This is a genomic window from Micromonospora sp. NPDC023644, assembly GCF_040640115.1.
Taxonomy (GTDB): domain Bacteria; phylum Actinomycetota; class Actinomycetes; order Mycobacteriales; family Micromonosporaceae; genus Micromonospora.
The window spans coordinates 17,207-35,850 of sequence record NZ_JBFABA010000058.1 but is presented as its reverse complement, the minus strand read 5'-3'; the positions used below and the strand labels follow the sequence as shown (position 1 = coordinate 35,850).

19 protein-coding genes are annotated in these 18,644 nt (G+C 75.0%); 4 read left to right on the top strand and 15 right to left on the bottom strand.

Annotation, left to right across the window (positions count from 1 at the left end):
• Nucleotides 1-105: 105 nt before the first annotated feature.
• The 9 genes from AB0G08_RS26510 to AB0G08_RS26470 form a co-directional block, all read right to left on the bottom strand.
• Nucleotides 106-534: a DUF2267 domain-containing protein gene (locus AB0G08_RS26510; protein ID WP_358092508.1), complete on the bottom strand. Its 429-nt coding sequence runs from the start codon at nt 532-534 to the stop codon at nt 106-108.
• Between the two features lie 303 nt (nt 535-837).
• On the bottom strand, nt 838-1,710 hold the full coding sequence (locus AB0G08_RS26505; protein ID WP_358092506.1) for a DUF72 domain-containing protein: 873 nt from the start codon (nt 1,708-1,710) through the stop codon (nt 838-840).
• A 48-nt stretch (nt 1,711-1,758) separates the two neighbouring features.
• The gene (locus AB0G08_RS26500) at nt 1,759-2,157 is read right to left on the bottom strand and encodes a TraR/DksA C4-type zinc finger protein (RefSeq protein ID WP_089000644.1); all 399 of its coding nucleotides are present in this window, start codon (nt 2,155-2,157) and stop codon (nt 1,759-1,761) included.
• A 161-nt stretch (nt 2,158-2,318) separates the two neighbouring features.
• Nucleotides 2,319-2,957, bottom strand: a complete 639-nt coding sequence (locus AB0G08_RS26495) for a uridine kinase (protein ID WP_357876797.1) — start codon at nt 2,955-2,957, stop codon at nt 2,319-2,321.
• Nucleotides 2,958-2,993: 36 nt separating this feature from the next.
• Nucleotides 2,994-3,596: a winged helix-turn-helix domain-containing protein gene (locus tag AB0G08_RS26490; RefSeq protein ID WP_358092504.1), complete on the bottom strand. Its 603-nt coding sequence runs from the start codon at nt 3,594-3,596 to the stop codon at nt 2,994-2,996.
• Nucleotides 3,597-3,983: 387 nt separating this feature from the next.
• Entirely contained in the window at nt 3,984-4,538 is a 555-nt protein-coding gene (locus AB0G08_RS26485; protein WP_358092502.1) for a winged helix-turn-helix domain-containing protein, read from the bottom strand.
• A 48-nt stretch (nt 4,539-4,586) separates the two neighbouring features.
• Entirely contained in the window at nt 4,587-5,078 is a 492-nt protein-coding gene (locus AB0G08_RS26480) for a rhodanese-like domain-containing protein (protein WP_358092500.1), read from the bottom strand.
• 110 nt (nt 5,079-5,188) lie between these two features.
• Entirely contained in the window at nt 5,189-5,644 is a 456-nt protein-coding gene (locus AB0G08_RS26475) for a cysteine dioxygenase family protein (RefSeq protein WP_358092498.1), read from the bottom strand.
• Between the two features lie 130 nt (nt 5,645-5,774).
• A complete protein-coding gene (locus tag AB0G08_RS26470) occupies nt 5,775-6,152 on the bottom strand; it encodes a signal peptidase I (RefSeq protein WP_358092496.1) in 378 nt (125 codons plus the stop codon).
• Between the two features lie 63 nt (nt 6,153-6,215).
• On the opposite strand from AB0G08_RS26470, the gene AB0G08_RS26465 reads away from it, so the two are divergent.
• Complete coding sequence (locus AB0G08_RS26465; RefSeq protein WP_358092494.1) at nt 6,216-6,614, top strand: ankyrin repeat domain-containing protein; 399 nt, start codon at nt 6,216-6,218, stop codon at nt 6,612-6,614.
• A gap of 206 nt (nt 6,615-6,820) precedes the next feature.
• A complete protein-coding gene (locus AB0G08_RS26460) occupies nt 6,821-7,777 on the top strand; it encodes a DUF3500 domain-containing protein (RefSeq protein ID WP_358092492.1) in 957 nt (318 codons plus the stop codon).
• A 176-nt stretch (nt 7,778-7,953) separates the two neighbouring features.
• Here the strand turns inward: AB0G08_RS26460 and AB0G08_RS26455 are convergent, their stop codons facing one another.
• The 6 genes from AB0G08_RS26455 to AB0G08_RS26430 form a co-directional block, all read right to left on the bottom strand.
• A complete protein-coding gene (locus AB0G08_RS26455) occupies nt 7,954-8,457 on the bottom strand; it encodes a DUF2231 domain-containing protein (protein ID WP_358092490.1) in 504 nt (167 codons plus the stop codon).
• A 399-nt stretch (nt 8,458-8,856) separates the two neighbouring features.
• A complete protein-coding gene (locus AB0G08_RS26450; protein ID WP_358092488.1) occupies nt 8,857-9,597 on the bottom strand; it encodes a GAF and ANTAR domain-containing protein in 741 nt (246 codons plus the stop codon).
• 186 nt (nt 9,598-9,783) lie between these two features.
• Nucleotides 9,784-12,075 carry an accessory Sec system translocase SecA2 gene (gene secA2, locus AB0G08_RS26445; RefSeq protein ID WP_358092485.1) on the bottom strand — a complete coding sequence of 764 codons (2,292 nt, stop codon included), beginning with the start codon at nt 12,073-12,075 and terminating at the stop codon, nt 9,784-9,786.
• Nucleotides 12,076-12,172: 97 nt separating this feature from the next.
• Nucleotides 12,173-14,023 (bottom strand): ABC transporter ATP-binding protein, encoded by a 1,851-nt coding sequence (locus AB0G08_RS26440; RefSeq protein WP_358092483.1) that lies wholly within the window; start codon nt 14,021-14,023, stop codon nt 12,173-12,175.
• Nucleotides 14,024-14,073: 50 nt separating this feature from the next.
• Entirely contained in the window at nt 14,074-15,162 is a 1,089-nt protein-coding gene (locus AB0G08_RS26435; protein ID WP_358092480.1) for a zinc-binding dehydrogenase, read from the bottom strand.
• Complete coding sequence (locus tag AB0G08_RS26430) at nt 15,155-16,162, bottom strand: Gfo/Idh/MocA family oxidoreductase (protein WP_358092478.1); 1,008 nt, start codon at nt 16,160-16,162, stop codon at nt 15,155-15,157. Before AB0G08_RS26430 ends, AB0G08_RS26435 begins: the two co-directional genes overlap by 8 nt.
• A gap of 191 nt (nt 16,163-16,353) precedes the next feature.
• On the opposite strand from AB0G08_RS26430, the gene AB0G08_RS26425 reads away from it, so the two are divergent.
• Complete coding sequence (locus AB0G08_RS26425) at nt 16,354-17,370, top strand: glucosyl-3-phosphoglycerate synthase (protein WP_358092476.1); 1,017 nt, start codon at nt 16,354-16,356, stop codon at nt 17,368-17,370.
• Between the two features lie 73 nt (nt 17,371-17,443).
• Nucleotides 17,444-18,601 carry a glycosyltransferase gene (locus AB0G08_RS26420; protein ID WP_358092474.1) on the top strand — a complete coding sequence of 386 codons (1,158 nt, stop codon included), beginning with the start codon at nt 17,444-17,446 and terminating at the stop codon, nt 18,599-18,601.
• Nucleotides 18,602-18,644 lie beyond the last annotated feature (43 nt).

The following is an 18,644-nucleotide window of genomic DNA, read 5'->3' as shown; positions in this document are numbered from 1 at the left end:
CCGACGACGCGGCCGCGGGCCCGGTGCCGGCGGGCGGGCCGGCGTGAACGGCGCGTCGGCCCGCCCCACCCGAGGTGGAGCGGGCCGACGCGGACGGGCGTCGCGTCAGGGAATGATGTTCGCCATGCCCTTGGGCATGGTGGCCTTCACGTCGTCCCACTCGCCCTGGGTCACGTGCCGGCGCAGGGTGTCCAGCACCACCTGCACCACGCGCTCCGGGCCGCCCTCGACGTCGTACGGGAAGCCCTGCCGGACCTCCAGCAGGAAGTCGTCCCGGTTGAGCTTGATCGGCACGTCCGACGGCTTCCAGCCGTCGAAGTAGATCCCGCGCACGAGCACCGGCAGCTGCGCGGCGAACTCCACGCTCTCCTGCACCGGCATCCGGTCGCGCAGCAGGTGCAGCACCGTGCGCAGCGCGCAGTAGGACTGGTTGCGTTGCTCCTTGGGCCAGCCGTAGGCCTGCTCGATGTCCTTGAGGATCAGGTTGGTCTTGTCCATCGAGGACTCGAACGCGGAATGCAGCTGCTCAGCCATCTGTCCACCCCCGTACGTCGGTCTCCCACCGTCGGTCGTCGTCACGTCGCGGCGGCCCCACCGGGCCACGCGGCTGCCGGGTCGGGCCGACCCGCGCGGGGCGTGCCACCCACCGGGCGTCGGCGGACGACCCCACGACGTGCAGCACGGCACCGCGTCGTCGACCCGGTACCACCCGAACCGTCATCTCCACCCACCTCCGTGGTGTCGCGTCCGCGGCCACGGTCGACCGCACATACCGTCCATGCTGCGCGGCGACGGGGTGAGCGGCCCTCACCCGGACGGGATGAAACGCCGCCCGGCTCAGGCGGCGTCGAGCAGCCCGGCGAGGGTCGCGGCGTTGGTCTGCGCGTAGTCCCGGTAGCAATTGTTGAGAAGCACGTGGGTCTCGCCGGTGGAGTCGGCCAGCGCGCGCAGCTTCGGCGCCCAGTCGCGCAGCTCCCGGTCGGTGTAGCGGTAGCCGAACTTCTCGTGGATGTCCTTGCTGGTCCACTTGTCGCTGTGCCCGTGGAAGCGCACCACCGCGAGGTCCGCGGTGGCGGCCAGCACCGGGGGCACCGACGAGCGGTGCCCCTGCGGCATGTCCACGCAGACGTACGCGAGCCGGTGCTCGCGCAGGAAGGCGAGGGTCTCGTCGGCGTTGGCGCCGTCGAACCAGGAGGCGTGCCGGAACTCGTAGACCGGGCGCAGCGGGGCGCACCGCTTCGCCACCTCCAGCAGGTACTGCTTGTTGTCCCGCTTGATGGTGAACCAGGGCGGGAACTGAAACAGCAGCGCGCCGAGCTTGCCCGCCCGCACCAGCGGGTCCAGCGCGGAGAGGAAGCGCGTCCAGACATCCTCGTACGCCTGCGCCGGCAGGTCGTCCGGGTACAGGTTCTTCTTCCCCGTGTCCGGCCGGAGGTCCTTGTAGAGCGCGCTGGGCCGGGTCGGATGCCCGGTGAGCAGGCTGAACGCCTTGACGTTGAAGGTGAAGCCCGCCGGGGTGCGCTCGGCCCACAACCTCGCCGTGCGCTCGGCGGGCGGCGAGTAGTAGGTGGCGTCCACCTCGACCAGCGGGAACTGGCGGGCGTAGTAGGCCAGCCGCTTCTCGGGAGTGTCGGCGGTCTGCGGGTACCAGCCGGAGTCCAGCAACGTCCGGTCGGTCCAGGAGGCGGTGCCGACCTTGATCTCACCCATGGGTCGACCTCACCGCGTTCCGGACCGACCGGCAACCGCTGGCGGGGATCAGGCCGCCCGACGCTCCCGGTTCTGCTTGCACTGCACGCAGGTGGTGGCGGAGGGGAAGATCTCCAGCCGCTCGACGGGGATCGCCGACGTGCAGCCCTCGCAGAAGCCGTAGGTGCCCTCCTCCAGCCGGGTGAGGGCGTGCTCGTATTGGGCGCGACGGTCGAGGATGGTCCGCAGGAGGGACTGCGCGGTGTCCCGCTCCGCCGTCTTGGTGCCGCTGTCGGCCTGGTCGTCGCCGGCGGTGTCACCAACCTCCACCAGCCGCAGCACCTGGCTCTGCAGCACCGCCTGCTCGTACTCCGCGGACAGCTCGTCGTAGCGGGCCTGCAGGGAGCGCCGGATCTGGTCGATCTCCGCCTGGGATCGGCCCGTACCGATCGTGTCGTGGACGAGCATCGCTGCCTGCCTTTCTGGCCTGGAAATCCGCCGGGGCACCGGTACGTGCGCCCAGCCCCCGTGGTCGTCTGTGCGCGGGCGGATCACCCGCGCTCTGTGAGCCGGGCGAATACCCCGCCCCACCGACGCTCAAACCGACGAATTTTCGCCACCTCGCGGCGTCAGGGCGACACCGGGGACTCCACCAGCGCCGGGTGCCGCGGATCGTCGGCGCGGACCACGACGTCGGCGAACGAGGCGGGGGCGACCTCGTCGGCGTACCGGGCGAAGGCGGGCAGCGTCCACCGCAGCGCCGGGTCGGTGCGCCGGGCCAGGGCCGCCGGGGAGAGCACCAGGTGGACCGTGACGTCGAAGGGCAGGCCCCCGCCGAGCAGCAGCGCCCCGCTGACCAGCAGGACGCCCCCGGGCGGCAGGTCGACGTACGCGGCGCGGCTGGCCCGGTCGGCGGTGGCGTCCCACAGCGAGGGCAGCACCCGTCCGGAGCCGCCGGGGCCGGCCGGGTCGAGCACCTCCCGGCGCAGCCCTGGCTCGTCGACCCAGCCCTCGTAGAACGCGTCGGGGTTGGTCCGGCCGTACTCCAGGCGCACCGAGGCGGGGCGGAGGAAGTCGGCGGCCCGTACGTGCAGCGCGGGCCGGCCGAGCGCGCGCAACGGTTCGACCAGCGCGGCGGCGAGTTCGTCCGGGCCGGCCGCCGGGGCGCCGTCGACGGCCACCCGCAGCCGGCCGGGGGCGTCGGCGCCGGCGAGGCGCTCGGTCAGCTCGGCGACGAGCCGCTCCGGGGAGATGGGTCGGATGCGCATCCGACCATGGTGCCCCGCCGGTCGCCACGGACGGCGTCAGCCGCTGCGGTCGATGGTGACGTGGGCGTCGTCGGCGAGTCGGTAGCCGACGCCGTAGACGGTGGTGACCAGCGGGACGTCGACGCCGACCTTGCCGCGCAGCCGGCGGACGTGCACGTCCACGGTGCGCACGCCGGCGTGCTCGTAGCCCCAGACCGCGTTGAGCAGCTGCAACCGGGTGAAGACCCGGCGGGGGTGGGCGACGAGGTGCAGCAGCAGGTCGAACTCCAGCCGGGTCAGCGGCAACGGCTCGCCGTCGCGCAGCACCGACCGGGAGGACGCGAGGATGTGCAGGGTGGGGATGGTCGCGGCGGCCGGGCGGGAGGGCGAGCGGCCGGCGGGCACCGGGTCGGGGCGGCGGTCGACGGTGGCGGTGATGATGGTGCCCTCGCCGCGTTCCAGCATCTCCCGGGCGGCCTCCAGCAGCCGCCGGGCGGGCGGGGTCAGCGACTCCTCGGATGCCAACGGGATGTTCAGGGTCACCGTGAGCATCGGTGCGGCGGTGTTGGCGGGACGACGCTGGCCCCCCGGGGGTCGACCGGGAACAGCGGGCTGGGACGTATGCCATCCGGCGCGCGACGAGGCGGGGCTGACCGACATGGTCCTCCTTGGCTGGTCCGGGTATCTCCCCACGGCCCGGGACGCCGCTCCATCGATGCTTCCCGGCGCCCGGGCGAGGGTCAAGGGGCGGCTGCGTTGCATGAATGTGACAATTGACCGACGCATCGGAGCCGAATGCTCGCTCTGCGTACGAGGCCTGATGATTACAGCAGAGCCGCCGGGTTGGCCCGATAGGGGGGTGCCCGCCCGGTTCACGGTGGTCGGTGCGGGTGGCGCCGGGGGTGCACGGACGTGAATCCCGTCGGCCCGGCCGAGGGTCACTGGCCCGCGACCGGTCGGCGCGCGGCGTACCGGCGACGGGACCCCCGACCCGGAACGCGGCGGCGCGGCGCGCCCGAGGCCGGGCACGCCGCGCGGGTGGCGCCGTCAGCGACTGTGTTCGATCTCGATCCGGGCCTCGTCGGCGAGGCGGTAGCCGACGCCGTAGACGGTGGTCACCACCGGCATGTCCGCGTCGAGCTTGGCGCGCAGCCGGCGGACGTGCACGTCGACGGTGCGCGCCACCGCGTGCTCGTAGCCCCACACCCGGCTCAGCAGTTGGAGCCGGGTGAACACCCGACGGGGCTGCTCCGCCAGGAACAGCAGCAGGTCGTACTCGATCCGGGTCAGCGGGATCACGCGGGAGCCCTGGTGGACCACCCGCGACCCGGTGGCGATCCGGATCGCGTGCGGGTCCACGACGGCCGGCACGGGGCGGGGCGCCGCCGGCCGGTCCTCGGCGACGCCGGGCCCCAGCCGCCCCTCCCCCGACTCGGCGAGTTCGCCGATCAGCTCCAGCAGCCGGGCCAGGCGGGGGCTCACCGGCCCCGGGGCGAGGTCGAGGGTGATGGTGACGGTCGGCGCGGAACGCGGGCGGACCGGCGCGATCCGCTCGGGGCGCGTGGTGGAGTGGATCCGGGTGGGAATGGCGACGACGGACATGGAGCCTCCTGCGGCGGCGGTGCCGCCACGCCCGGTGGAGCGTGGCGGTCAGGACGGCGCCCGGCCGGCGGTCACCGGGGGCGCGGGGGTGGACGTGGGCTGCGGCGGGGTGGGGCCGAGCACGGGCAGGCCGGCGAGCCGCCAGGCGACGAAGCCGCCGACGACGTCCGTGGCGTGGCGCAGCCCGAGATCCTGGAGGGCGGCGGCGGCCAGCGAGGAGGTGCAGCCCTCCTGGCAGACGACCGCCACCCGCAGGTCGTAGCCGACCGCCTGGGGCAGCCGGGCCGGGCAGCGGGGGTCGAACCGCCACTCCAGCACGTTGCGTTCGATCACCAGCGCGCCGGGCACGGTGCCGTGTGCGGCCCGTTGGGCGGCCGGGCGGATGTCGACCAGCAGGGCCCCGCCCCGGTGCGCCAGGTGCGCGCGCTCCGGGTCCAGCCGGTCCAGCCGCGCCCGGGCGGCGGCCAGGATCTCGTCGATGCCCCGCGAGCCCGGCGGCGCCACCGGGGCCGGACACGCGTGCGGGTCGGTCTGCGGCATGGTCGTTGCCTCCTCTGGTTGCTGACGGTGCGCGTACGACGGCGGGCGACCGGCGCGGAGCGGGCGGCGCGCGGACGATCGCGGGCGGTGTGCGGGCGCCGGCGTGGCGCTCACCAGGCGACTCCCGCCTCGGCCACCTCGGCGACGCGCAGCCGGCCGTCGGTGAGCCGGTAGCTGGTCATCCGGCGCAGCGCGGGCCGGTAGACGTGGACGCTCACCGCCGGCTCGTCGTCCCGGTTGGACACCAGGTGCACGTGCCGCGGGCCGAAGCGACGGCCCGAGCCGGCCGGCAGCCGGTGCGGGCGGAGCGCGCCACCGTCGACGGTCTCCTCGGTCAGGACCCCGGACACGACCAGGAACGCGCCGCCGCAGCCGCCGTGGTCGTGCAGGTCGGTGCCCTGGCCGGGCAGCCAGCTCAGCGCCCACACCTCGTGGTCGGCCTCGTGGGCGAGCCGGGCGTACCACCGGGCGGTCGGGTCGAAGCGCAGCGGCACCGGCCAGTGGGCGGGGTCGGCGGCCCAGCGTCGGGCTACGGCGAGCAGGTCGGGCGGGCGTCGGTCGGGCATGGCGGTCCTCGCGGTTCGGCGGTGCGTCGATCCAGCATAGGATGCAAACCCTATTGGTTTAGTAGGTAATCCCAGACACTGGGACCCCGGCCGGCGGCCGGTCCAGGTGGTCGCCGCGTGCGGGCGGCGGTCAGCGGCGGACCGGCGGCGCCACCCGGTAGCCGGGAACGGACGGCCAGCGCACGGTCAACACGACCGACTCGCGCTCGGCGTACCAGGAGTGGTCCACTCCCCGCCCCCACACCACGTAGTCGCCGGGCTCGCCGAGCAGCACCGTCCGGTCCGGCAACTCGACCCGGAACCGGCCGCTGACCAGCACCAACAGGGCCGTCCGCCGCTCGTCGGTGGCCCATCGGGAGCGCGCCTCCCCGACCGGGTGCACCCCCCACTTCACCTCGACGTCGGTGCTGTGCCGGGCGTCTCCCGGCGGCATGAAGTGGCCGAGCAGCCAGCCGGCGTTCGTCGCCCCGTCGACGCCCGCGTTGCCCACGTACACCCTGTCGTCCATCGCCCCTCCCCCAGCACGCCGGCCGAGCAACGTACCAGGCGGGCGTCCGACTAACCTGGACCGGTGAGTGAGGAACTCGACGCCGAGACGCTGGCGTTCGCGCACCGGATGTTCGACCTGGCGCGCGACGGCGCCACCGCCGAGCTGGCCGACTACGTCGACGCGGGGCTGCCGATCGACCTGACCAACGACAAGGGCGACACGCTGCTGATCCTGGCGGCCTACCACGCCCGCCCCGAGACCGTCGACGCATTGCTCGCCCGCGGGGCCGACCACTCCCGCACCAACGACCGGGGCCAGACCGCGCTGGCCGCCGCCACCTTCCGCAGCAGCACCGAGGCCGTCCGGGCGCTGCTCGCCGCCGGGGCCGACCCGCACCACGGCAGCCCGTCGGCGGTGGAGACCGCCCGCTTCTTCGACCTGCCCGAGATGCTCGCGCTGCTGACGGCGCCGACCGGCTGACGGCGGCCCCGGCGCGGGGACCGGCCACGGAGGACGCCCACGGGACCGGCCGCCCACGGGGCCGGCCGCGGAGGACGTCCGCGCGGGCCGGGCTGGCGGCGACACCCGGCGCGGGAGCGGCCGCCGGCCGACCGCGACGCCCGGCGCGGGGCACGGACTGACCGCGACGCCCGACGTTTCCGGCCTGCGCCCGGTATACAGGGTCGGTGGAAGATCCGCTGCCCGAACAGATGCGCACCGCCGCCACGGCGCTGCTGGCCGCGCTGGGCGAACCCGCCCGCGCCGAGGCCACCCACCGGTTCGACGACGAGGCGGCCCGCCGCTGGCTGGAGTACCGGCCACGGCCCCGGCCAGGGGTCTGCCTGGCCGACCTCGACCGCGCGGGGCGCAAGGCCGCGCACCGGCTGCTGGCGACCGCGCTGAGCCCACCGGCGTACGCCCAGGCGATGGCGATCGTCGCGCTGGAGGAGGTGCTGGACCGGGCGGAGGGCTGGCGTCGGGGCCGGCACAGCGGCGACTACTGGGTGGCCGTCTTCGGCGATCCGGCCCGCGACGACGCCTGGGCGTGGCGCCTGGAGGGGCACCACCTCTCAGTGAGCATGACCGTGGTGGACGACCAGGTCTCCCCCGCGCCGGTCTTCCTCGGCGCCAACCCGGCCACCGTCCGGTACGCCGGCCGCCCGGTCTCCCGGCCGCTGGGCGTGGAGGAGGACCTGGCCCGCGCCCTGCTCGACGCGATGGGGCCGGCCGGCCGGGCCGCCGCGATCATCGCCGACGAGGCGCCCGGGGACATCATCAGCGCCACCCGTCCCCGGGTGGACGGGCCGCTGGAGCCGCTCGGGGTGCCCGCCGACCGGCTCGGGCCCACCGGGCGGGCCCTGCTGGACCAGCTCGTGGCGCTCTACCTGGACCGGCTCCCGCCCGAGCTGGCGATCCGGGAGGCGCGCCGGCTGGACGCCGGGCAGCTGCACTTCGCCTGGGCCGGCCCGACGGTGCCCGGCCAGCGCCACTACTACCGGGTGCAGGGCGACGACCTGCTCATCGAGTACGACAACACCACCGACGACGGCAACCACGCGCACACCGTCCTGCGCCGCCCGGCCAGCGACTTCGGCGCCGACGTCCTCGCCGCCCACCACGCCGACGCCCACCCCACCCCCTGACCCGCCCCACCCCTGCACCCCCGCGCCTGCGGCGCTGCTCCCCCGCCCACCCCGCAGCGTCGATCATGCAGTCGCGGTGCCCCGCAAAAGGCACTAATGGGCGGCTACTTCCCACCACTACTGCATGATCGACGCCGTGAGGGGGGAGGGCTGGGCGGGGCGGAACGGGGTGGGGGTCAGAGGCGGTGGCGGGCCAGGTCGACGGTGGCGTCGGGCACGTCGGCCAGCGCGTCGAAGGTGGTGGCCTCGGCCCGACGCCCGGCGTCGAAGCGGCGGACCAGCCGGGCGCCCAGTGAGACGCCGACCGCGCCGACGCCCAGGGCCACCAGCTCGGTGAGCAGCAGTACGACGGAGGCGCCCCGCTGCGGCGCGTCGGCCCGGACGAGGCAGGCGACCAGGAACAGCGCGGCCATCGCCACGTTCACCAGGTTGAAGGTGATCGCCGTGCGCCGGGTCCGGTCGACCGGCACGTCCCACAGGTCGATCATGCCGGCCACGGCGGCCAGCGCGGCGGCGACCAGGGCCGCCACGGACGTCCAGTAGCCCACCTCGCCGAGGAAGGCCGGCCCGCCGAGCACGTCGGTCAGGTCGAACACGGTCGCGCTCACGAAGAGCCCGAACGGGAACGTCACCAGCATCGGTTGGATCGGGTGCCCCTGCACCCGCAGCCGGCTCTGCATGGTTCCTCCCCAGGGTCGGCACGCGTCACCAGTCCAGGGTGCTACCCGGGCACCGGCCCGCCGAAACGACACGCGGCCCGCCCGCCCCGCTGCTCGCGCTGGTCACCGCCGCCCCATTGGCCACTTCCGCCACGCAGACGACCCCGGCCAACGCCGCCGAGGCCGGCCACGGCCGCGATCCCGGCCACCCCGCGCCGCCGGACCACCCCGGCCTATCCCCGCCGCCGGGCCACCCCGGCCAACCAGCCACCAGCGAGCAGCACGACCGTCATCCCCACCGTGATCTTGGTGTGGATCGACCATCCGCCCGGACGGGCCGGCTGGGCGACGGGCCGGCTGGGCGACGGGCCCGGCTGGGCGGACGGGCGCGGCTGGGCGGACGGGGCGGCGAGCGGGCGGTCAGTTGTCGCGGGGGCGTGACACGGTGGCGACCAGCCGGTCGGCAACCTCCCGCAGCGGAATGTCCAGCGACGACGCCGCGCTGCGCAGCACGTCGAGCGCCTCCTCGGCCGGGCAGCCGCGCTGGGTCATGATCACGCCGATCGCCTGCCCGACCACCCCGTCGCCGAGCGCCGTGGGGTCCCGCTCCTCGGCCTGGGCCGCCTTGCGCGCCCGGTCGCGGACCGCCGCGAGGAGCAGCCCGGCGTGCTCGGCGAGGAGCATCGCGGTGAGCTGGTGCCCGGTGGTGAGCAGGTCGGCGGCGCCGGCGTAGAGGTTGATCGCCCCGATCACCTGGTCGTCGACGTCGACCGGGGCGGAGATCACCCCGCGTACGCCCAGCTCCCGCGCCCGTGGCGTCCAGGCCGGCCAGCGCTCCTCCCGGTCCAGCCGGTCGGAGAGGATCATCTCGCGCCGCCGGATCGCGTCCATGGCCGGCGAGTCGGGGCCGTGCCGCAGGTCGTCCAGGCCGGCCAGGCGCGCGTCGGACGCCGCCACCCCGGCCGGTTCGCCGGCGCGCAGCGCGGTGAAGCCGCACCAGCTCACGCCGACCACCGCGTCGCGGGCGGTACGCACCAGCGCGTCCAGCGCCTCGTCGAAGTCGTCGACCGCGATCAGCCCGGCCGTCAGCTCGCGCAGCAGGGCGGCGGTCTCCAGCACGCCGAGCCGCTCCACCGCCGGGTCCCGCATCTCCAGGTTCACCGCTCCACTGCCCCCACCGTCCCGGCGCGTGCTGCCGCACGGCCGACCGGCGCCGTCACCTGTTCCATCGTCTGGTTCTCTCCCGACTCCTCGGACCCGGCCTACTACCCTCGCAAACCGGGGTCGAAACGGCGCAAAAGGGGGCCCCTTCCGACACCCCGAGGCGCGGGAAGGGGCCCCGGTGCGTCAGCGTGACGCGGAGCTGAGCCGCCGCCCCACCGAGGCGATCAACCGGTCCAGCTCCGAGCCGAACGGGTTGTCGTGCACCAGGTACGTCCAGGTCGCGCTCGGCCGCACCAGCTCCGCCTCGTCCGGCTCCCAGTCGTCCTCGAACTCCGTCTCCTCGAAGGTCTCGATGGTCCGCCGCTCGATCTCCGGGATCAGGTTGTTGAACGCCGGCACCGCCGCCCGGTGAAACTCGTCGAGCGGGTCGAGCCGGCCCAGGGCGCGCAGGTGCACGCCCTCGCGCACCTCGGAGAGCTCCGCGAGGTGCTCCGCCCAGAGCCGGTCGAGGTGGTAGAGGGCGATCCACCGGGCGGCTCGGGCGAGCAGGTCCTCGTCCATCTCGCCGGCCTTCTCCGGCACCCGGTCGAGCAGCATCAGCGCCGCCACGTCGCTGGTCAGCAGCCGTTCCCGGCGCTCCGCGAGGGCCTTGCGCTGCTGCTCGATGACCACGCTGTAGCGCCAGGTGTTGCGGTGGATCTCGTGGTTGACGCCCTCGGCGACCCGCTGGGCGTGCTCGACGGCGTACTCGACCTGGTCGTCGGTCACCAGGCCGTCGGCGTTCATCCGGGGCGAGGCGGGGACGGCGTCGCCGGCGTGCCGGACGACCAGGTCGTCCTCCAGGCTGACGAAGAAGACCGACCCACCCGGGTCGCCCTGCCGCCCGGCCCGGCCGCGCAGCTGGTCGTCGACGCGCCGGCTGTCGTGCCGGCCGCTGCCGATCACGTAGAGGCCGCCCAGCTCGGCGACCCGGTCCCGGTCGGTCTGGTCGCTGCCGCCCAGGCGGATGTCCACGCCCCGGCCGGCCATCTGGGTGGAGACGGTCACCGCGCCGTACGCGCCGGCCTCGGCGATGATCGCCGCCTCCTCGTCGTCGTTCTTCGCGTTGAGCACCACGCAGGGCACCCCGGCGGCGTTCAGGCCGGCGGCCAGCCCCTCGGACTCCTTCACGTCCAGGGTGCCGACCAGCACCGGCCGCCCGCGCTCGTGGTTGCGCTTGATCTCGTCGATCAGCGCCTCCTCCTTCTCCGCGCGGGTGGCGTAGATGCGGTCCGGCTCGTCCTCGCGCACGCACGGGGTGTTCGGCGGGATCACCGCCACCTCGAGGCCGAAGAACTCGCGGAGCTGGTCGCCGACCAGCACCGCGGTCGCCGTCATGCCGCACACCTTGGGGTAGAGCGCGATGTACGCCTGCACGGCGATGGTCCCGAGCACCTCGCCCTCGGCGGTGGCGTCGAGGCCCTCCTTGGCCTCCACGGCCGCCTGGAGCCCGTCCGGCCAGCGGCGACGCTGGGCGACCCGGCCCCGCATCTCGTCGATCAGCTCGACGGAGCCGTCCCGGACGATGTAGTCGACGTCGCGGTGCAGCAGCGCGTGCGCGTGCAGCGCCACGTTCACCGCGGAGAGCTGCGCGACGTGCTCCTCGTCGTAGAGGTCGATGCCGAGCTTGGCCTCCACGGCGGCCAGGCCGGCGGCGGTGAAGGCGACGCTACGGCCGTCCTCGGCCACCGTGTAGTGCTTGCCCTTGCGCAGGCCGCGCACCTGCGCGGCGGCGGCGTGCACCGGATCCTGCTCGCCGGCGACCGCGCCGGCGAGGACCATCGGCACCCGGGCCTCGTCGATGAGGATCGAGTCGGCCTCGTCGACGATCGCGGTGCGCAGCGGCGGCTGCACCCGGTCCTCCACGTCGGTGACGAGCTGGTCGCGCAGGTAGTCGAAGCCGGCCTCGCTGACCGAGACGTAGGTGACGTCGCAGGCGTACGCGTCGCGCCGCTCCTGCGGGGTGGACGCCTCGTTGACCCAGCCGACGGTCAGGCCGAGCAGGGTGTAGACCGGCTCCATCCAGAGGGCGTCGCGCCGGGCCAGGTAGTCGTTGACGGTGAGCACGTGCACCGGGCCGTTGCCCAGCCGGACGTGCCCGTACGCGGCGATGGTGGCGGTGAGCGTCTTGCCCTCACCGGTGGCCATCTCGGCGACCTTGCCGGAGAGCAGCGCCATCGCCCCGAGCAGCTGCACGTCGTACGGCCGCTGGTCGAGGCCGCGGCGGGCGGCCTCGCGGCCGATCGCGCAGATCTCCTCGTAGTCCGTGGCCTTGCCGGCGGCCTCGGTGAGCTCGGCGTCGTCGAGCGCCGACAGCTCCTCCTCGCGCGCCTCGACGGCCGGCAGCAGCTTCTCCAACGGCCCCAGGTCGACCGTCGTCCCCGGGCGCTGGAGGAACCGGCGGAACCTGCTCTTCAAGCGTTGCGACACACCCATGAGCGGCAACGGTACGCGACCGGGGCCGGCGTTGGCGGCCCGCCCGGCGCGCCGCCGCGCGGGTGTCGCCGCCGGGCGCGTCGCGGGCCTGGACCGCTCAGGTCACCAGGAGCTGGTGGGTGGCCAGCTCACGGTAGAGCGGGCTGGTCCCGGTGAGCTCCTCGTGGGTGCCCGTGGCCGCCACCCGGCCGCCGTCGAGCACCACGATCTGGTCGGCGTCGACGACGGTGGAGAGGCGGTGCGCCACGATCAGCAGGGTGCGCCGGGCGGCCACCGCGTCGATGGCCCGGCGCAGCGCGGCCTCGTTGCGGGCGTCGAGGTTGCTGGTCGGCTCGTCGAGCAGCAGCACCGGCGGTCCGGCCAGCAGGGCGCGGGCGATCGCCAGCCGCTGCCGCTCGCCGCCGGAGAGCAGCACCCCACCCTCGCCCACCTGCACGTCCAGCCCTTCTGGGGCGCGCTCGGCGAGGTGGCCGAGGTTGACCTCGTCGAGCACCGCGCGCAGCCGCTGCTCGGTGGCCTCCGGCGCGCTGATCAGGAGGTTCTCCCGCAGCGTGCCGGCCAGCACGGGCGCGGACTGCTCGACGTAGCCGATCCGGGCGCGCAGGGCGTCGCGGGGCAGGTCGCGCACGTCGACCCCGTCGACGCGCAGCGCGCCCTCGGTGACCTCGTAGAAGCGCTCGACCAGGGCCAGCAGCGTCGACTTTCCGGCGCCCGACGGGCCGACCAGGGCGGTCCGGGTGCCGGCCGGCACGGTGAAGCTCACCTCGCGCAGCACCGGCGGGCCGCCGGAGTAGCCGAAGCCCACCCGGTCGAACTCGACGGACGCCGGCGCCCCGCCGGGGAGCGCCCGGGCCGGGGCGGTCGGCCGGTCGGCCGCCCCCTCGACCGGCACGGCGAGGACCTCCTCGATCCGCTGGAGCGCGCCCAGGCCCGTCTGCAACTGGGTGTAGGCGTGCACCGCCTGCCCGAGCGGAAGCACCAGGAAGAACAGGAACATGATGAAGGCGACCAGGTCGCCGACGGTGATCGCGCCCGCCGCCACCCGCGCCCCGCCCACCCCGAGGACCAGCAGGAACGCCCCCTGGATGGTGACGCTGCTGGCCGGGCCGACGAACGCCTGCACCCGGGCGACCCGCAGCCCCGCCGCGTAGGCCCGCGTGGCGCTGACGCCGATCGCGTCGGCCTCGCGCCGCTCCGCCCGGGCCGCGCGGATCGTCCGGGCGGCCGAGATGGCGCGCTCCACCGCCGAGGTCATCTCGCCGATGCGTTCCTGGGCGGCGCGGGCCAGGCCCCGCATCCGGTGGGCGAAGGCGACCGCGATGGCGATGCCGGCGGCCACCCCGAGCAGGGTCACCCCGAACAGCACCGGGTCGAGCAGGACCATCGCGCCCGCCGCACCGAGCACCATCACGGCGCCGGTGACCACCTCGAACAGGCCGGAGGTGACCACGGCGCGCAGCAGGGTGGTGTCCGAGCCGACCCGGGAGAGCAGGTCGCCCGTGCGGCGGCGGTCGTACTCGGCGATGGGCAGCCGCAGCAGGTGGCCGGCCAGCCGCCGCCGGGTGCCCAGCACGACCCCCTCGGCGGTGCGTTGCAGCAGGTAGTCCCGCACCCCGCCGAGCGCCGCGCCCACCAGCACCAGGGCGACCAGCGCCGCGACCAGCCCGGCCACGGGCCGGCTGGCGGAGAGCCCGTCCAGCACCGAGCGGGTGAGCAGCGGCTGGGCCAGCGACGCCGCCGCGCCGGCCAACGACAGCGCGCCCACCACGGCCAGGGTGCCGCGGTGGGCGCGCAGGTACGGCAGCAGGGCGGCGAGGCCGACCCGCCGGTCGGCGTCGCTTTCGCCCGGACCGCCGACGGCGGTCGTCGCGGAGTCGTCGGCCGTCGTCACGGAGTCGTCGGTCGTCACTGAGTCGTCGGCGGTCGTGACGGGAGCGTCGGCGGTCATGGCTGGAACGGTATCGGGCCGCGCCACGGGTCCCGGCCGGACGCGGGCCCTCAGCCGGTGAGCACCACCTGGAGCTCCTGGCGACGCCGCTCGGCGAGGTCGGTCAGCAGCGTCGGCGCCTCGTCGAACGGCACCACCGCCGAGACCAGGTGCTTGCGGATCACGTCCCCGTACGCGCGCAGCAGGTCGATCGTCTCGGCGGAGAGGCGCTCGCGGTCCCAGGTGGGCACGAGCCCGCGCGGCACCCGGCCGATCTGCGCGCACCGCAGCGACAGTCCGTTGTGGTGGAACTCCTCGCCGAACCGGACCGCGTCCGCGCCGGCCTGGTAGAACGCCAGGTCGACCACCGTGCCCTGCGGGCGCAGCAGGCGCAGCGCGAGCTGCAACGCCCATGCCTGCCCCCGGCACTGGAACACCACGTCGGCGCCCCGGTCGCCGGGACCGTGCGCCCAGCGGGTCTTGAGCACCACCGCCGGGTCGTCGGCCTCGGGGTCGAGGGTCTCCAGGCCCAGCGCCTCCGCGACGGCCCGCCGCTGCGGCGTCGGGTCGAGCACCACCACCGAGGCGGCCCCATGCCGCTTGGCGAACAGGGCGGTGAGCAGGGCCACCACCCCGCTGCCGACGACCGCGACCCGCCGGCCCCGCACGCCGTCGCCCAGCGACCGCACGTCCGCGCCGTGCAGGTCGGCGGCGGCGTGCAGCACCCCGTTGGCACAGATCGGCCCCATGTGCGCGACGTAGACGCCGAGCAGCGGGTCGAGGTCCTCGGGCAGCGGCACGAACCGCTCGGCGACCGGGTCGGCGACCCAGCCGCTGCGGTGGCCGTACGTCATCGCGCCGACGGTGCCCACCGCGACGGCCGGGGTACGGCTCTCCACCACCCGGCCGACCTGCATGTAGCCGAGCCGGGTCACCGGGTACGGCGTGCTGGCCGCGCCGGGCTGGAAGAGCCCGAGGTCGGCGTTCCAGGTGACGTTGAGGTAGGGGTTGGTGCCCTTGACGTAGCTGAGCTCGGTGCCCGCGGAGACCCCGCTGAACAGCGTCTCCACCCGGAACGTGCCGTCGGTCAGCTCGGCGGCGTCCTGCTCGACGAGCTCCACCCGCCCCGGGGCGCTGACCACCACCACGCGGTCACGCATCGACGGTCACCCCCGTGGTGAGCGGCGCGGCGGCGGGCGTGTCCAGCCGTACGGGCTGGCCGGTGCGGGCGGAGTCGGCGACCGCGAGGGCGAGCCGCTGGGTGCCGAGGGCCTCGGCGTACGGGACGCGGACGTCGTCGCCGACGCCCCGGACGGCGTCGACGAAGGCCCGGTCCACGGCCACCCGGGCCGCCTCCGGGTCGGTGTCGAAGCGGCGTTCCCCGTCGGCGTCGCGCACGACGAGTCCGTCCTCGCTCAGCGACAGGGCCAGCCCGTCGGCGAGGATCTCCAGTCCGGCGCGGTGCTTCCAGCCGAGCACGCAGGCGGCGGTGAGCGTGCCGACCGCGCCGTCGGCGAAGCGCAGCGTCGCGGTGGTCACCGAGTCGATGTCGGCGCCGTCGACCGGCGGCGGGGTGCCGTTGCCGTACGCGGTGACCTCGGTGACCTCCCCGACCAGCGACCGGACCAGGTCCAGCACGTGGGCGGCCTGCTCGACCACCGGGCCGCCGGAGCGGTCCCGCCGCGACCACCAGGCCACCGGGGGCACCTTGTCCCACCACGCGCCGCTGACCATCCGCACCGGGCGGTCGCCGAGCAGCTCCCGGGCCTGCTCCACCACCGGCGAGTAGCGCCAGTGGTGCCCGACGCCGGTGAGCAGCCCCCGCCGGGCCACCAGGTCGGCGATCCGCTCGGCGGTCGCCAGGTCGACGGCGACCGGCTTCTCCACGAACATCGGCACCCCGGCCGCGACGACCGCCTCCTCGGCCGGCCCGTGGGCGAACGGCGGCACGCAGACGTAGACCGCGTCCGGCCCGGCGGCCAGCAGCTCCTCGACGTCGCCGAAGGTGCGGGCGCCGTGCGCGTCCGCCAGTTCCGCCGCCGCCTCCGGCACCACGTCGGTCACCCCGAGCAGTTCCACGTCCGCGAAGCCGCCCAACACCCGGGCATGGCGTTGCGCCACCCCGCCGGCCCCTACCAGTCCCACCCGGCACGTGCGCATGTAAAGCCCTTTCGCCACAGTTTCGCGTTCCGACGACTGCACTCCCCCCGCGTGGGCGCAACCAAACGTTCACCAGGGCGGAACCCGGTCACGTCACTGTCGTGATCAAGCTGTTAGGCATGTTGCGGTTAGCGCGAGCGCGGTAGTGGGAAAAACAACTGAGGTTTTTCCGCCACGATCTGGGGGTGCCTGTGCGGAACACGGAAACGATGGTGTCACCGGTGGTGGAGGCCTGGGCCACCTACCGCACCACGTCGGCGGGTGACTGGCCGGCGCGGCGCCTGATGCGCGCCAAGGGCGACAGCAGGGTCAGCGTGGTGCTGCCGGCCCGCAACGAGGAGGCGACGGTCGGCGCGATCGTGTCGACGATCCGGGAGCACCTGATGGAACGGGTGGCCCTGGTCGACGAGCTGATCGTGGTGGACTCCCGGTCCACCGACCGCACCGCCAAGGTGGCCCGCGCCGCCGGCGCCGAGGTCGTCAGCCAGGACGCGATGACCCGCGGCCTGCCCCGGCTGACCGGCAAGGGGGACGCGCTCTGGGCGGGACTGGCCGCGGCCGAGGGCGACGTGGTGGCGTTCATCGACGCCGACCTGCGTGAGTTCCGCCCCCACTTCGTCACCGGGCTGATCGGTCCCCTGCTGACCGATCCGTCGGTGGACTTCGTGAAGGGCTTCTACCACCGCCCGCTGGTCGGGGCGTCCAGCGTGGAGGCCGACGGCGGCGGGCGGGTGACGGAGCTGATGGCCCGGCCGATGCTGAACCTGTTCTGGCCCGAGCTGGCGGGCTTCGTGCAGCCCCTCGCCGGTGAGTACGCCGGCCGCCGCGAGGTGCTGGAGCGGGTGCCGTTCGTCTCCGGCTACGGGGTCGAGACGGCGATGCTCATCGACCTGCTCGAGATGGTCGGGCTGGACGCGCTGGCCCAGGTGGACCTGGGCGAGCGCAAGCACCGCCACCAGGACACCGCGGCGCTGGGCCGGATGTCGGCCCAGATCATGCTCACCGCCTGGTCGCGGTTGCAGCGGCGCGGCTGGGCGGCGCCGGGCGCGATGCCCGCCGCCCTGCTGACCCAGTTCCGGCGCGGCGGCTCCGACGCCCTGCCGAACCTGGACCGGGAGATCGTCGTCAGCGACGTCTCCGTCGAGGAGCGGCCGCCCCTGGCGGAGCTGCGGCACCGGATCCCCCGCCGACGGGTCGCCGCGGCGTGAACGCGCGACCTGCTGTGACCCCGCACGACCGGGCGCGGACGGCCATGGGCCCCGCCGAGGGAAGGAATCCCGCATGAGCCTCACCGTCCTGATGAACGCCGGTCCGTGGCTGTCCGTGCCGCCGCCCGGCTACGGCGGCATCGAGAACGTGATCGCGACGCTGGTGCCGGAGCTGCGCCGCCTCGGCGTACGGGTGGTGCTCGCCTCGGTCGACAGCAGCACGCTGCCGGTCGACGAGAAGTTCTCCGTCTTCCCCGACGGGCAGTTCCACGCCCTGCAACGGCCGTACAACCAGGTCTGCGGCATCGCCCAGGCGCACCTGAACGGGGTGGTGCGGGCCCTGCACTCGCGCGACGACATCGACCTGGTGCACGACCACGTCGAGGCGGTCGGCCTGGCGACGCTCGCCGCGATGGGCCCGGACGCCCCGCCGGCCCTGCACACGCTGCACTGGGACCTGGCCAAGCACCCGGCGCTCTACGGCAACCTCGACGGCGGCGACCGGGTCCGGGTCAACGGGGTCTCCGCCTCGCAGCTGGCCCGCGCGCCACGGGCGCTGCGGGAGCACTCGGTGGGCCACGTGCACCTGTCCACCCCGCTCGCCGTCGGCGCGGACCGTCGGCCCCGGGCGGACAAGGGCGACTACCTGATCATCCTGGGGCGGATCAACCCGGGCAAGGGCCAGGACGTGGGCGCGCGCCTCGCCCGGCGGGTGGGGGTGCCGCTGGTGCTCGCCGGGCCCGTCGGCCCGTACCACCGGCCGGAGGACCTGGCCGCCGCCGGGGACGAGGCCCGGCAGAACCCGGACGTGCGGTTCTTCTACGACGAGGTGGCGCCGCACGTCGACGGCGACCTGGTCCGCTGGGTGGGCACCGTGGCCGGGCAGGAACGCGACGACCTGCTGGCCGGCGCCCGGGCCTCGCTGTTCCCGCTGCGCTGGGAGGAGCCGGGCGGCACGGCGGTCGTCGAGTCGCTGGCCCTGGGCACGCCGGTGGTGGCCACCGCCCGAGGCTGCCTGCCCGAGCTGATCGAGCACGGCCGCACCGGCCTGCTCACCACCGACGAGGAGGAGCTGGGCGACCTGCTGCTGGCCGCCAGCCTGCTGGACCCGGACGAGTGCCGGCGCGAGGCCGCCGTCCGCTTCACCCCCGCGGTGATGGCCGAGAAGTACGTGGGCCTCTACGAGCGGGTCCGCCGGCTCGCCGCCGCCGGGCGCCTGCAACCGGCCTGACCGGCGCTGCGCGTCCCGGGGCCGGACCGCCGTCACGGTGGGC

Bases quoted from the DNA above. Each gene is read 5' to 3' on its own strand.
- AB0G08_RS26470 (WP_358092496.1), bottom strand. From the start codon at position 6,152: ATGGACGACAGGGTGTACGTGGGCAACGCGGGCGTCGACGGGGCGACG.
- secA2 (WP_358092485.1), bottom strand. From the start codon at position 12,075: ATGGGTGTGTCGCAACGCTTGAAGAGCAGGTTCCGCCGGTTCCTCCAG.
- AB0G08_RS26475 (WP_358092498.1), bottom strand. From the start codon at position 5,644: ATGCCCGACCGACGCCCGCCCGACCTGCTCGCCGTAGCCCGACGCTGG.
- AB0G08_RS26455 (WP_358092490.1), bottom strand. From the start codon at position 8,457: ATGCAGAGCCGGCTGCGGGTGCAGGGGCACCCGATCCAACCGATGCTG.
- AB0G08_RS26495 (WP_357876797.1), bottom strand. From the start codon at position 2,957: ATGCGCATCCGACCCATCTCCCCGGAGCGGCTCGTCGCCGAGCTGACC.
- AB0G08_RS26490 (WP_358092504.1), bottom strand. From the start codon at position 3,596: ATGTCGGTCAGCCCCGCCTCGTCGCGCGCCGGATGGCATACGTCCCAG.
- AB0G08_RS26510 (WP_358092508.1), bottom strand. From the start codon at position 534: ATGGCTGAGCAGCTGCATTCCGCGTTCGAGTCCTCGATGGACAAGACC.
- AB0G08_RS26480 (WP_358092500.1), bottom strand. From the start codon at position 5,078: ATGCCGCAGACCGACCCGCACGCGTGTCCGGCCCCGGTGGCGCCGCCG.
- AB0G08_RS26420 (WP_358092474.1), top strand. From the start codon at position 17,444: ATGAGCCTCACCGTCCTGATGAACGCCGGTCCGTGGCTGTCCGTGCCG.
- AB0G08_RS26435 (WP_358092480.1), bottom strand. From the start codon at position 15,162: ATGCGTGACCGCGTGGTGGTGGTCAGCGCCCCGGGGCGGGTGGAGCTC.
- AB0G08_RS26440 (WP_358092483.1), bottom strand. From the start codon at position 14,023: ATGACCGCCGACGCTCCCGTCACGACCGCCGACGACTCAGTGACGACC.
- AB0G08_RS26505 (WP_358092506.1), bottom strand. From the start codon at position 1,710: ATGGGTGAGATCAAGGTCGGCACCGCCTCCTGGACCGACCGGACGTTG.
- AB0G08_RS26430 (WP_358092478.1), bottom strand. From the start codon at position 16,162: ATGCGCACGTGCCGGGTGGGACTGGTAGGGGCCGGCGGGGTGGCGCAA.
- AB0G08_RS26500 (WP_089000644.1), bottom strand. From the start codon at position 2,157: ATGCTCGTCCACGACACGATCGGTACGGGCCGATCCCAGGCGGAGATC.
- AB0G08_RS26485 (WP_358092502.1), bottom strand. From the start codon at position 4,538: ATGTCCGTCGTCGCCATTCCCACCCGGATCCACTCCACCACGCGCCCC.